This window comes from Desulfovibrio cuneatus DSM 11391 (assembly GCF_000430005.1).
Lineage (GTDB): Bacteria > Desulfobacterota > Desulfovibrionia > Desulfovibrionales > Desulfovibrionaceae > Frigididesulfovibrio > Frigididesulfovibrio cuneatus.
This window is the reverse complement of record NZ_AUCY01000004.1, coordinates 50,982-64,784: the sequence shown is the minus strand read 5'-3', so window position 1 is coordinate 64,784 and position 13,803 is coordinate 50,982. Positions and strand designations below refer to the sequence as shown.

Annotated in this window: 10 protein-coding genes; 4 read left to right on the top strand and 6 right to left on the bottom strand. The window is 51.4% G+C overall.

The genetic code is table 11. From position 1 onward, the window contains the following. Positions 1-70: 70 nt before the first annotated feature. From rfbB to lpxB, 3 genes are all read left to right on the top strand, one after another. Positions 71-1,090: a dTDP-glucose 4,6-dehydratase gene (gene rfbB / locus G497_RS0100260; RefSeq protein ID WP_027186638.1), complete on the top strand. Its 1,020-nt coding sequence runs from the start codon at positions 71-73 to the stop codon at positions 1,088-1,090. Beyond that, positions 1,090-1,962, top strand: coding sequence for a dTDP-4-dehydrorhamnose reductase (gene rfbD, locus G497_RS0100255; protein WP_034635915.1), 873 nt, complete (start codon positions 1,090-1,092; stop codon positions 1,960-1,962). The genes rfbB and rfbD overlap by 1 nt, the downstream gene beginning before the upstream one ends. Positions 1,963-2,053: 91 nt before the next feature. Next, the gene (lpxB, locus tag G497_RS0100250) at positions 2,054-3,178 is read left to right on the top strand and encodes a lipid-A-disaccharide synthase (protein ID WP_027186636.1); all 1,125 of its coding nucleotides are present in this window, start codon (positions 2,054-2,056) and stop codon (positions 3,176-3,178) included. 455 nt (positions 3,179-3,633) lie between these two features. Here lpxB and G497_RS0100245 read toward each other — a convergent pair whose 3' ends face one another. The 6 genes from G497_RS0100245 to G497_RS0100220 all read right to left on the bottom strand — a co-directional run bounded on the left by G497_RS0100245 (position 3,634) and on the right by G497_RS0100220 (position 12,072). Then, a complete protein-coding gene (locus tag G497_RS0100245; protein ID WP_027186635.1) occupies positions 3,634-4,152 on the bottom strand; it encodes a hypothetical protein in 519 nt (172 codons plus the stop codon). Positions 4,153-4,302: 150 nt separating this feature from the next. Then, a complete protein-coding gene (locus G497_RS0100240) occupies positions 4,303-4,821 on the bottom strand; it encodes a hypothetical protein (RefSeq protein WP_027186634.1) in 519 nt (172 codons plus the stop codon). 112 nt (positions 4,822-4,933) lie between these two features. Continuing rightward, positions 4,934-7,486, bottom strand: a complete 2,553-nt coding sequence (locus G497_RS0100235; RefSeq protein WP_027186633.1) for a hypothetical protein — start codon at positions 7,484-7,486, stop codon at positions 4,934-4,936. A 634-nt stretch (positions 7,487-8,120) separates the two neighbouring features. After that, positions 8,121-8,789, bottom strand: coding sequence for a flagellar export chaperone FliS (gene fliS / locus G497_RS19510; RefSeq protein ID WP_084515788.1), 669 nt, complete (start codon positions 8,787-8,789; stop codon positions 8,121-8,123). A 121-nt stretch (positions 8,790-8,910) separates the two neighbouring features. Continuing rightward, positions 8,911-11,310 carry a flagellar filament capping protein FliD gene (fliD, locus tag G497_RS18755; protein ID WP_051257672.1) on the bottom strand — a complete coding sequence of 800 codons (2,400 nt, stop codon included), beginning with the start codon at positions 11,308-11,310 and terminating at the stop codon, positions 8,911-8,913. Between the two features lie 336 nt (positions 11,311-11,646). After that, a complete protein-coding gene (locus G497_RS0100220; RefSeq protein WP_027186632.1) occupies positions 11,647-12,072 on the bottom strand; it encodes an ACT domain-containing protein in 426 nt (141 codons plus the stop codon). A 397-nt stretch (positions 12,073-12,469) separates the two neighbouring features. Here G497_RS0100220 and G497_RS20680 point away from each other — a divergent pair, with 397 nt between their 5' ends. Further along, positions 12,470-13,780: a PSP1 domain-containing protein gene (locus G497_RS20680; protein ID WP_051257671.1), complete on the top strand. Its 1,311-nt coding sequence runs from the start codon at positions 12,470-12,472 to the stop codon at positions 13,778-13,780. The last annotated feature ends 23 nt before the right edge of the window (positions 13,781-13,803 follow it).

The following is a 13,803-nucleotide window of genomic DNA, read 5'->3' as shown; positions in this document are numbered from 1 at the left end:
AACGCTGCAATTGACCGTGTCTTTTTTCAACGGTATAAGGGTGCTGATGTTTTTATACTAAGGAGTACACATGCGAATTCTCGTTACTGGTGGCTGTGGCTTTATTGCCAGCAACTTTATACGTTTTTTATACAAGGCCATGCCTGATGTATTCGTGGTGAACGTAGACCTGCTTACCTACGCTGGCAACCCTGCCAGCGTGCGTGACGTGGCAGAAAAATATGCTGGGGCGTATGCCTTTGTGCAGGCAGACATTGCTGACAAAGACGCCATGCAGGCTCTTTTCAAGCAATATTCCTTTGATGCCATTGTCAATTTCGCAGCTGAATCACATGTGGACCGTTCCATTCACGACCCCACCCCCTTCTTGCGCACAAACATTACAGGCACTCAAACGCTACTTACCCTTGCAAAAGCGTTTGATGTTGCCAAGTTTTTGCATGTTTCCACCGATGAAGTGTATGGCACCCTCGGCCCCACAGGCAAATTTACGGAAAGTACTCCCATTGCCCCCAACAGCCCGTATTCCGCTTCCAAGGCCTCGGCAGATCTTTTTTGCCGGGCCTGGTATGAAACATATGGCTACCCCGTGGTCATAACCCGTTGCTCCAACAACTACGGGCCATACCAGTTTCCAGAAAAACTCATTCCCCTTATGTATATCAAGGCCCGCAATGCAGAAGCCTTGCCCGTGTATGGCGACGGCACCAACGTGCGTGACTGGATTCACGTGGAAGACCACTGCAACGGCGTGTGGCTGGCCCTTACCCGCGGCACCCCCGGCAAGGTGTATAACCTGGGGGGCGACGCAGAGCGCACCAACATGCAGGTGGTCACCAGCATTTTGGATTACTGCAACAAGCCGCACAGCCTTATTCGCCATGTAACAGACCGCCCTGGGCACGACAAACGCTATGCCATGGACTTTTCCCTGGCCCAAAAAGAATTGGGCTTTGTTCCGGCCTGGACGTTTGAGAAGGGGCTGGAACAAACGTTGAACTGGTACGCCAACAACCAGCAATGGGTGGGGGATGTAACAAGCGGGGCTTACCGCGAGTTTGCCAAACTGTGGTATGGGGGCAGGCAATAATGAAGCGCACAGCTCTTGTTCTTGGCGGAAAAACCGGACTTGTGGGGCAGGCCTTGTGTGAAGTGCTTGCCAAGAATGGCTGGGAGGTAACGGCTTCAACCCGGCATGATGTGGATTTTGCGGCCCAAGGGGTGGAAACGGCCCTGGCCAACCTTGTGGAGCGCACGGAACCTGGCTGCGTGTTCAATACGGTGGGGTACACAGCGGTGGACAAGGCCGAAGAGTGCCCGGAGGAAGCTTCCCTGCTCAACGTACAGGTGCCTGCCCTGCTTGCGCGGGTGCTGCGCCGCTTCCCCTGCCATTTGGTGCATTACAGCACAGACTTTGCCTTCAACGGAAAAAAACGCACTCCTTATTTGGTGGAAGATGAAATAGGCCCTTTGAGTGTGTATGGAAAAACAAAACTCGCCGGGGAACAAGCATTACTCCAGGCCGGGCTGAAAGGCTGCTGTGTGGTGCGTACCGCGTGGCTGTTCGGCCCAGGCAAAGGCAATTTTGTTCGTACCATTCTTGAAAAGTGCAAAACCAACGCAGAATTGAAGGTGGTGCATGACCAGATTGGCTCCCCCACCTACACAGTAGACCTTGCCACCCATTCCATGCAACTGGTGAAAGCAAAAGCGGAAGGGTTATTTCATGTGGTGAACAGTGGGGAAGCAAGCTGGTGTGAACTGGCAGACGAGGCAGTGCAACTGGCGGGCCTTCCCTGCGCGGTGCAGCCCGTGCCTTCTTCCGCATATCCGCAAAAAGCGGTACGCCCGGCCTATTCGGTGCTGAATACTTCGGCCTTTACCGCGCTTACCGGGGTAACTCCGCGCCCGTGGCCCCAGGCCCTGCGCGACTATGTGTTTCGGGAATTTTTAACGGAATAGGCCTTGCAACCGTGCGCATGAGCAGGATTGCAAGGAGGGGAAGCTAGCCCGGCAACAAAAAGATAACCGAACATTATTGGGAGTAGGTATTTTGCTGGAACGAATTTGGATTAGCGCCGGGGAAGCTTCCGGCGACCTGCACGGCGGCCTTTTGGTGGAAGCATTGCGTGCTGCCCAGCCCGGTATTGTGTGCCAGGGTATGGGGGGGGCTGCCATGCGTGCCGCCGGGCTGGAAGCGTTGTTCCGCACGGAGTCTCTTTCTGTTATGGGCTTTACGGAAGTACTGGGGCACCTGCCCCGTATTTTTTGTATGCTCCGGGAAATGGAACGCACCCTTGCCCGGCTGCGGCCCCAGGCTGTGGTGGTCATTGATGCCCCAAGCTTCCATTTTCCCCTCATCAAGGCGGCCCGTAAATTGGGCATTCCGGTATACTACTACATAAGCCCCAAGGTGTGGGCTTCTCGCCAGAACCGTGCTCAATTTATTAAAGAAAATGTACGTAGGGTTATCTCCATTCTTCCTTTTGAAGTGCCCTTTTACCAAAAGTTTGGCATGGAAGTGGATTATGTGGGCAACCCCCTGGTGGATGTGGTGGATGAAGCCGCCTTGGCACGCATAACGCCGCAGCCTGGACTTATTGGCTTGCTGCCCGGCAGCCGCAAAAAAGAGGTTTCCGCCCTGTTGCCGGAATTTGGCGGGGCAGCCCGCATTCTATTGCAGCGCTTGCCCCATTTGCGCTTTGCCATTACCCGCGCCCCTGGGCTGAGTGAAGAATTTATCCGTTCATTTTGGCCTGCTGACGTGCCCATGACCCTGCAAGAACCGGATAACCGCTGGGCCTTTATGCGCCAGTGCCAAATGCTTATTGTGGCTTCCGGCACGGTTACCCTGGAAAGTGCCCTGGCAGGCACGCCCACCCTGGTTACGTACAAGCTTTCCTCTTTCTCTTACCATGTGCTCAAGCAGTTCGTGCGGGTGCCGTACATCAGTTTGCCCAACCTCATCTTAAACCGTCAGGTATTCCCGGAAATGCTGCAAGCTGCCTGTAATGCCGGGCCCCTTGCGGAAGCGGCTTTGCGCTGGCTTGCCCCGGCAGATGGCAGCAACCCCCTGGAAGACATACGCCAAACCCTTGCCACCTTGCGCCCCATGCTGGGGGAAAAGGGCGCACCGAAGCGGGCTGCTAATCTTATTCTGGGTGATTTTGCAGAATAGTTTTTTTGTTGTGCATTCTTTTATACGAAAAAGCCCCAGTGCAAGCTGGGGCTTTTTCGTATAATCTGTACATTATTTTTGGTGTATGTTGGCTATTTAACAACAAGCTTTTGGCCATTTGCTTCGCGCAGGGCCCTGTATGTTGCCATGGTATTGTAGCTTGTCATACCAATACACCCTTCTGTTCCACGTGTTCCACCATCCGGGTGTATACCAAGATCTTTCCTGTCTGTAGAAAAATTAGGAGTTATGTCGCACCACCAATAATTCCCAGATGGGTCTTTAAAGCTTTTATTGCTGGCAACATTGGCAATGGCTGTAGCAGTACCAATGGTGTATTCTCCAGCGGGGAGACTTCCTTTTTTATGGGGGCCGCTCAGTGCTGTCTAAGAATTGCCTGCTGCATCTTGTAGATTCTCTCCATCAAATAACCAAGGCATAGTGTCTCTCCTTACTTATTGGGGCTGTAAAAAGTCCGCAATCCAACCGTCCGCCATCTCAAAAAGCGCTGACTGCTTGGCTCTACTTTTCATTTGCAAATCTGGACGTTCTTTTCTTTCAGCCAAGTCCATCAGGTAGCCAAGAATGTGGCTGGGGGGATGGCGATACATATTGGATTCAAAATCAATCAGTTGCCTAAAGTTTTTTTGGTCGCTGGGCAAACCTTCTACAAACCGGAGGTCATCTGATTCCTCTAGCCGTATCTTGGCTAGGGCGTAGAGTTGAATGCTCTTGGCCCAGGGAACAGTAGTTGTTTTCATACGTTCCAGTAAACATTGTTCAATTTCGTCAGGTCTAGCCAGATCGGTCGATAAAAGCACCGCCGCGAGATGTGTTTCCAAATCAGGGCTGTTGCATAATTCAAACACTGCAGCCCTTGCAGGAGAGAGCTGAGGCGAAGTAGCGGCGGCGTGTGCATTTGTTAGCAAAAAGACCCAGGCAGCAAAAGAAAATAGGATAGTCCAGCGAGACATAAGCAATCTCCTTTTTTGCATCATTTATAGAATATTCAATTTTTTGCAAGCGTGGGTTTGAGGCGTTACATGTTGCAAATGGCATGTGAGCGTAAGCAATGGTTTGGATTGTATGACGTGTTACAATTTTTGACTATATGCAATAATAGATTATAATCCATTATTAAACACCACATCCAAAGGGTCGCCAAGCCGGGAAAATAGCACCTGGAGCGTTTTTTGGGACTCAAACCCCAAGGGCAGGGCATACTCAAGCATCAGGGGGGCTTCTTCCTGTTCCGGGTAAACGGCTACCAATGGTAGACGCAGAAGCTGCAAAAAATTATCTTCGGTCAATGTTTGGGCGGCATCTTCCTGAATACTTTGGCTGAGTAATGAGCCGGAAACAGGCGCAACGCACTGCTCACAAAACGTCGCTACAGGACCATGGGGCTGGTGGGTTCTGTTATTTTGCAGGGCTTTTCGGGCAAGGGTGTTCAGGGCGGCAACGTCGGCCAGGGCAGAAACAGCAAATTCCACAGCTTCGGGCGTGACCTTGGCTGGGTCTTCAATAAGCAGGGAAAACAGGCAGGAGTTGCCCTTGCCCCAGTTTTTTACTTCTTCCCAATAAAGACCGGTTTCCGGGTCTATATACAGGGTTTCAAAAAAGGGGTGGGCTATGGCACGCATGGGCAAGGTTCCTGAGGAAACGCGGTAGAAGCAGTGGTTTCCTGAACAAGGTTGGAGAGCTGTTGCGGGCAAAAATGGAGCTGCCTGTTACAGGGGGAACCTATGCAGCAGGCTACATGAACAACAAGGCGACACAGCCCCCCACCAGGGCAAGGGGCAGCAACAATGCCGGGGCAAGTTGCCCCCAGCTAAGGCCAAGGGCAACCCTGCACCCTGTGACAAGGGAAAAGAAAAACCACACCCCACCAGCAACTGGCCCCACAAAGGGAATAACGCTTAACACAAGCGGGGCGAACGCATAACCAAGCATTTTGAAAATAAGGGGAAACTGCCCTTTTTCCGAAGTGGAAAGCCGCAGGATGCTTTGAATGAGTGTGGCTGTAACAATTTGTAGTGCCCCCAGGTACACAGGGGTAAGTAACAGCAAGGTGGGCAGGGCAAAAGCCGGGGTAAGCAACGGGGCAGTGCTTTCCCCCATAAAGGCATTCAGGGCTTGTACCCACAATGAAGAACACAGCAGGGCAATGTAGCCAAGGAGCAGCATGAACAGGTAGCTGGGAGTCAGGCTGCCGCGTTCTTTTATATGGGAGTAGAAAAAAGCAGAGTTAAACATAACCATGTGAATGGTGGAAAAAAAACCGCGAATCCAGCCCGCTTGGCGCAGGTTTTCCCATGGAATGCCCTGAAGCAACTGGGGGCCATCTTCCCTATCATGAGCATTAAATTCGTCAAGGGTGCCCAGGTTGCGCACAGGGCGCTGGGCAGGGGCAAGCATAAGCAACAGGTCGCCTGCTACTTTTTCTTCTATACTCCCCGGCACCGCTTCATCAGCAGCATCAGGCCGCAGCTCCACTTCTTTAGGGGTAGCTGCTGCATGGGGGGAAGGCAGGAGGCGTGCCACCATAACACGGGGGGTCAGTTTAGCTTTGCTCTCGTCAGTGTCCTTTGCTGGTTCTTCAGTTCCTGTGACAACATGACGGTCTTCCATTTCCGGGTACAGAGTGCCCAAAAAACGCCCGGCTGGGTTTGGTTCCTTGCCAGCAGGGAAAACGGCAGGAGTAGCCGTGTCGTTATTTTCTGCAGCAAGGGGTTCTGGTTCTAAATATTCCTGGCGCACGGGGCGCACCCGAATGCGCGGCAAAGCTCCGGCCGGAACAGTCTCTGCCTGAGGCTCTTTTTGTGGCAAGGTATTATTTTGCTGTTCTTGCAGTGCTATTACTTCATCGTGCAGCACGGCTGGCAAATCGGCTTCAATTTGTTCAACATTACTGCTGGGAGAAGGTTCATTCTCTTCCAGCATATGCCCGGAAGATGTTTTTGCGGGTACCTGCTCTGCCCAAGGGGGCATTTGGCTGGCTACAGGGGCAGGGGGTGCCTCATCCTTTTGGCCCGTAACGGGCATGCAGGATACTTCTGCGTTCTCTGCCCCAAGAATTTCCGTTGCCAGCAGGGGGGGGAGGCCGTTGGTGAACTCCACAGTGTTTCTGGCTTGTTCGCGCAGTGCGTCCTGCTCTTCCATTTCGGCCTGCCTGGCAGCGTTCAGGGCTTGTTCTTCCTGGGCTGCAAGGGCGGCATTTTCCTGAAGCTCTGCTTCTTGCAGGGCTCGGGCTTTTTCCAGCAGTTTTGCAGCAGGGGAACCGGGTGGTGGTGCCGGGCGGCCTGCTGCGGGTGTGTGCCCCGGAGTTTGTAACGTGCGGGCCATGGGTTGCATAGCCGTTGCTGGGCCCCCAGCGGGTTGCGAGGCATCTTCAACAATAACAGCCTGCACCCGAATGCGCTGTAGTTTTGGAGCACTGGCAGAAGTGCTGGCCTCAGTTCCTTTGGGCTCGTCATGGTTGTGCGGCACAGGCTGGGGCTGTTCCAAGGCAACGGGGGCAGAATTTACCAGCGGCGTGGCTGGCTGCGTTATTTGTTCAGTGGCCTTAAGGCTATGTGGTGCAGGTTGTGCATGGGCTGGCACCTGCTGTTCCGCCGGAAAAGGGTGCAACAAATCTTCCTGCTGGGGGGCACGGGGCGGGTTATGCTGCTGCGGGGCGGGTAAAGGCTGCGGTTGTGCCTCCAGCTCCTGCTCCCATAACTCTTGGGGCTGGGTAGGGGGAAAGCCCTCCGAATGGTCACTGGCCGCCTGTGTAGCAAGGGTATGGGCTTTGTTCAGGGGGGATGATTCCCCCGCGGGTGTGGCACCTGCATTGGCGGGTATTGTGGCACTTTTTTCAATACGTTTTAAAAAGGAAAATAATCCCTTGCGTTCTTTTTTATGCCTTGTGCCGGGCTTTTGCAGCGCCGGGGCAGCGGCAGGCAATGGGGAAGATGGTGGCTGGGAAGAGGGTGCAGGCAATGGGGGCAACGAAGAATCGTGCCCAACAAGTTCGGGTGCATCTGCTTTGGCCGGGGTGCATTCAGGCACATCTTGCCATTGGTCGTTCAAGGAATTCACTGCATCCCAAATATCACCATTGCCAGTTTGGGCAGGTTTTGGCGCAGGGGCAGGCGACTGCTCCTGTAGTAACGGGGCAGCAGCAATTTTTGGCAAGGGGTCTTTGGGTACCGTACGAAAGCGAAACCTGAAACCACAGCGTGGGCAGGTTGCAAATTCCGCTTTTGCCGGAATAAAGTCTTCACTTACACTGCGCACGTGGGCGCATTCGGGACATTTAACTATCATGGGGGTGCTTCCAAAACAGGAATAAGCCTAGGGACAAGCGCAACTCATAACGTAAAATAAAGAGTTGTGGGGCAATACCCTTGGCGTTGAAAAGGCCTGCTGTTAAGCGCAACTTATTGCCGAGATTACAAACACAGCACTGCCACCGGGGATTTGCCCTTTGGGTGCGGTGCAGCGGTGCATAGTGTATAGTGGAGAGCGTTGTAAATCAAGGGGAAGGGGCGGGATTAAGGCTTTTTGTTTTTTAGGAAACGTTGATTAATTTCGTTTCGTTGCGGTAATCGCTCTATTTCAACAACGTTTTGCTAGAATGGGGATTGTACGCAACTAATTTTTACGGGAGCCATAACGTAATTGGTGGGTGCCATGAAGAACATGACACCCACCAGTAAATGACAATGCAAGTTTTACCGTATAGAGCTGTTTGCCGTTGCAGCTACTGCGCCATAGGCTTGTAACATAAGGGGCCTATGGGGGGAGCCACTGCCTAGCAGTTCAACGTTGAAAGTATACAGTGGCTTACCGTGCAGCGCATAAGTTTTTCCAATGTAGTCATCTGTTCTGCTATAATAAAACGACACGCTCCGCGGGTGGCAACGTTGCTGCCACCAAGCAATTTCACTTTGGAATTGCTCTAAAAGGTAGTGGAAAGCTTGTACCCTTTGAGAGCCATTCCCTTGGGGGCCGTGCTGCCTGCTTCCTGCTCTTGCTGTGGGGCAAGGGGAGTGGCTTGAGTGCCTTCTGGGGCAGGTGTGGCATTGGTGTCTTCCTGGCCTTGGCCCATGGCCTGTGCATAGCTGTTGCGCTGGCGCAGTGCCACCCCAGGCGTGTTGGCCCCAGGCAAGGTGCCTGTGGAACCAATGCTTGGCTGGCTACGTGTGTGCGCGCTGGTGGTTGCCACCATTTCAGCGGCTTCACGCGCGGCTGCCTGTGCTTCTGGCTGGTTGGCTATTTGGGAGTATGCATCACGAAGGCCAGCAAGAATCTTTATCACCTCATCAATCATGGGGTTACTCATCTTCAAGTTGGCCATAAGCAAATGCTTGCTGCAAAAAAAGTACAAATTATGCAGGTTTTGGGCAAGGTCTTTGCCTTTTTCAATGTTCAGCGTGCCGTCAAGTTCGGCTATAATATCCAATGCCTTGGAAATAAGATTGCCCTTTCCCGCCGGGTCTTTTGCGTCGATGCGTTCTTTTGCTTCCGTTAAAAACCGAATGGCCGCATCATACAACGAAAGCAGCACATCGCCTTGAGTTGTAGTGGTCATTTGGGTTTGAAAGTAGGTATTAACCGCTTTGTACATGAAAAATCCTTATTTTTCCGTCAGTTGAACGCGTTCAGGTCACTAATGGCGTTCCGTTTTGGCAACAGCTTTCCATAAGAGGCGCACACATTTATTACCATGGTACGCCCGTTTGGCTAAACTATTTCTGGCCTAACTGGGCAAGTTGCGACTTCAGGCTCGCCTGCAACGAGTTATACTTGGAAAGAACTTCTTCAAGCCGCGCAAAACGCAAACGGGTAGTTACTTCCCAGTTTTTCAAGCGCTCGTCTTCTTTTACTATTTTTTCTTCAATATTGTCAGCAATTTGCTGATAGTTTTTTTCAAGAATACCCAGAATGCCTTTTTCTCTGCTCAACAGGCCTTCTTCCCCATCCATCATGTTAATAAGTTCGTTCACCTTACCATCACGAATGGCTACCTGCCCTGTATGAGCGCCTTCGTTCAGGTCGTAAACATCAACGAACAGGCCGTCAGCGTCGTTAACTTCGCCAATGTCCCGACTAAGGCCGAATTGTTTGGGCCTGCCAGTATCATCATAATAAATAATGGCTGGTTTTCCATTAATGGTGGGCGTTGTTCCTGCCTTGACTTTGCCGTTTGCATCAAGTTCATAGGAAACAGTATAAATGCCTGGCTTTGTTATAGAAGCCACGTGGCTGTTAAAGCCAAGAGCAGGGGAGTGGGAAATACCCTGGCTTCTTGCGGAAAAAAGTTCCGCAATGGCCATGGGGTCTTTGGCGAGAGCCTGTGAAAAGGTAAGGCCCCCTTTGTCGTCTTCCCATTCTTTAATTTCCAGAAGGCCGAAGTTGGGGTCGCCTTCCTTGGAGTTGGTAGTAATGCCAATTTGAGAAAGGGAAGAGAATATATCTCCTTCCAAAACGCCATTTACTTCTTGTGCCATGACAAAACCCGCCCCGCTAGAGGCCACAGCCTGCTTCAGCTTGGAGCTGAGCAATTGAATGCCGTAGTTGCCTGTAAGAATGGAGCCTTTCTGCATTTCAGACTGGCTTTCCGCAAAGCTCGGGTCAATGGTGTCTTTTTGGCTATCAACCTTGGTCAGGTCCTTTATGAGAGTGCGAACCTTGTTCACGGCATCCACAAATTTTTTCACGTTGTCTGTAATGGCAGCACTGTCTACCTTTACGGAAACCAGTGAAGTGCCTTCCCCCACAAGGTTAAAGGTCATGCCTTCCACCACGTCGCTAATGGTATTGCTGGCTGTTTCCAGCCATTCAGGCTCTGCTGGCCAGCCATTTATGCGTACTTTGGCGTTTTGGGCATGCTGCACAAGCCACCCGTCCGCAGTGGGAGGGGTGTAGGCAAGTTTTTCCAGCGAGCCTGTGCCGGAAATGGAAAATGAGTTGTTATAGGTGGCTGTGCCTACTTCCAGTTTATAGTCTGTTCCCGTTTTAGACACAGAAGCAATATCTTGCCCAGCGATTCCATTAATTTTATCGCGAATGTCATTGAGTGTGTGGTCTGCCCCCAAAGAAAAGGAATGTTCTTCCTCAACGCCGTCACCATCTTTATCAAACTTGAAGGTGTAGGTGTTGGAAGGCATCTTAGGCTGGTTCCCGCTGTCTTCTGGGTAGGTGTTGGCAAGAACAGTCGCTAATGGGTCGCCGGGCAAGGGGGTGGGTGTTTCTGAACGTGTGGGAGAATACGCAATTTCCAGGTAGCCACTGCCATTAAGGCTTGCCGTCATTTGGGGATTATTTTCTGTATTAAACTTGGTAATAAACCCGTCAACAGTAGTACCTGCAGGCACCTGCATGGTTTTGCTGGTGCCGTTATACTTGAAGTTGAATGTTTGGGTTCCACTACTACTGTTTAAAATATCTGTGCCAAGAAAAGCTCTTTCCAGCGTTGCCTTGCCAGATTCCATTTTCCAGGTGTTGGCGTAACTGATGGTTACAGGCAACGCCGCAATAGTACTGCTTGTTACCACCAGGGCAGAATCTTCCCCGGTGCCCGCCCCTTGCAACTGGAGCACAGCCCCGCCAGAACTTTGCACAATGGAAGCTTTAACCCCGTTGTGCGTGGCGTTGCCGTTGATAAGGTTTTTGAACCCTTCCAGTGTGGTACCGGGGGGCACGTTTACGGTGCGTTCCTCCCCTTTGTATGTATATGTAAAAACACCTGTTGCCGGCCCCTGGTTTAACACCGCATTCTTGTTGGCAAGACCAGTGTTTATGCTCCACATGGCGTTAGTGGCAAGTGTATCTACTTCTACCTTATAGGTGCCTTCCAATGCCTGGCTGCTGGCGGTGGCTGTTGCCACCTCTGGTTTGCTGGAAACAGTATTTTTGACCAAAAAACTGTCTACACTGCGCAACGAGCTGAGCGTGCTACGTAGGCTTGTCAGTTCAGTGCGTATTTTGCCAAATGCTTCAATGCGTTTTGTCCAGTCGGACTTCCATGATATAAGCTGTTTGCCGTAGCGTTGTTCCACAGCAAGAAGTTTTTTTGTCAGTTCACTAAAGTCAGTTTCTGTGCCCAGCTTATCAAAGTTTATGGTGCCGCCACTCATGATAGCCATAACATTGCTCCAGGAAAAATGTGCCTACTGGATTGATATAATCCACCGTGCTGGAAACTAAGCAAGTTTAGTGCCAGAAGAAACGGTGCTGCCTATTGTATCGGCAGAAAGAAGAAAAACTTTATCAAGGGAGCCCTGCGTGCCATCAAAAAAAAGCAATCAGCATTAATACCCTATACGAGTATTATCGTAAAAAAATACCAGATTAAAAAAAGTGCCCAGGATAACCCAGGCACAGTTTTGATATGTTTCTAAATTAGCCAGCCGTGGAGCGTAGGCGGCTCTGCCGCCGAAGCATGCACCCCGCCGAAGGAGCGGGAAAGCGGAAAAATGTGGTTATGCGCACACGTCTTCGTTGCTCAGCACATGAATACCCCGTTCTTTGAATACTTCCAGGGCTTTTTCGGTGTTGTCCATACGAAATACCATAATAGCTCGTTTTTCCATCAAGGGAAAGCCATACATGTATTCAATGTTAATGCCATCTTCACCAAGCATTTGCACAATGCTGTCAAGCCCACCGGGAGTGTGGGGTACTTCTACAGCCACAACAGAGGTAGAACCCACTGTATACCCTTTTTCTTTCAACGCGGCCTTGGCAATGTCGTGTTTATCCACAATAAGGCGCAAAATGCCAAATTCAGACGTGTCTGCCAGGGAAATAGCCTTCATGTCTACCCCGGAAGTTCTCAGGGTGCTGGTAATTTCCGCCAAGCGGCCCACTCTGTTTTCAAGAAATATGGAAAGTTGTTCCAGTTTCATTTTTCCTCTCCCCATATGTTTTAATAAATATTCTTGTCCGTTGCTTTTTCATTATGCCATGTAGAATGGTAGCACTACCACCCCTGCTTGACAAGTAAAAGCCTTGCTTGCAGCCAAAAGGAAGGAACCACCCTTAAGAGTATGTTGCACATCGTGCATTGACAGCAGTACGGGAAAAAGGGCAAAGAAGAAGAGCTATGGTTACTGGTCTTGCCTAGGCAAGGCAGTTTCCTGTGAACAGCAGAGTGTATTTCGCATTCTTCCTGTGCATCCGTAATGCCCGCTGGCTGATAAGCCGGATGCATGGATTCATTATACTCAAACAATACTCGCGGAGTAGTCTTCGCACAGTATTGATACTTAATTTGTGTTTTGCCTGGCAGGAGAAATTAACTGTATGCAAGAAGATAGTCAAAAAGCTTCCCCTGTGCCCCAGCAGCCTGGCAAAGAAGCAGGCAAGCAAGCAGGGCAACGCTTTGACCCAGCCGTGGAAGACAACAGTTTTGTTGTTCCCGGTGAAGACGATACCCCCTTACCAACACAACGTGAAACACCGGCGATTACCCAGCTTGATGCAGAGCAGTGCCTTTATGGTGTGCGCATGCAGCGCATGGGGCAAGTCCTTTTTTTTCCTGGTCAGAAGGAAGCTGCCAGCATAGGCGACAACGTCCTTGTGGGGGTGGATAAAGGCCAGGTGCTGGGTGAAGTTGTGTGCATTAACACCACAGGTGAACTGGCCCCAGCCTTTGAACTGGGGGAAGGGGAGCTGCTTAGCCGTGCCACTGCGCAAGACATTGCCACCAATACGGAAAACCGCATTCTTGCGGCGGAAGCGGCAGCATTTTGCAAAACATGCATTCGCCAACGCACGTTGGATATGAAGCTGGTGGATGTGGACGTGCTGCACGACCGCAGCAAAATAATTTTCTTTTTTACAGCGCCTTCACGCATTGATTTCAGAGACTTGGTGAAAGACCTGGTGCGGAACTACAGAACGCGCATTGAACTGCGTCAAATTGGCGTGCGCCATGAAGCGCAAATGGTGGGGGGCATTGGCAGTTGCGGCATGGTGTGCTGCTGCCAGCGTTATTTGCGCAAATTCGCTCCGGTAACCATCAAAATGGCGAAAGAACAGAATCTGTTCCTTAACCCATCAAAACTTTCCGGCATGTGCGGCAGGCTTTTATGTTGCCTTTCTTTTGAACAGGGCAACTATGAAGAATTCAACCGCCGTTCCCCCAAGCTGGGCAAGCGCTATCAGGTGGAAGAAGGCGTGGTGCGCGTAACCCGGTCCAATCTGTTTTCTCGCATGGTGTTTGCTGTGACGGAAAACAATACGGAAGTGAGCTATTCCCTTGAAGATTGGGAGAATATGAACCCAAAACGGGTGGAAACACCGCCTGAAGGGAAAAAAATGGACCCTGTTCCCCCAAGGGAGCCACGCGAAGGCAGAGCACCGCGAGAGCCAAGGGAAGGAAGGGATTTCAAAGAACCGCGTGAGCCACGGGACTTTCGTGCCGGGGGCAAGCGCAGGCTGGAAGAAGGCCCAAGACAAAGGCCGGGGCATGGGGCTGAAGAGCCTGCTGCCGCCCCTTTGCAAGAGGTAGAAAGCCAGCAACAACATACTGATGCCAGCCAGCATAACATGCAAAATGAAGCTGCCCCCCAACCGGGAGCAGGTGGTTTGGCTGAAAGCCCGGAAGAATAGAGCATACGCACCGCAATTCGATC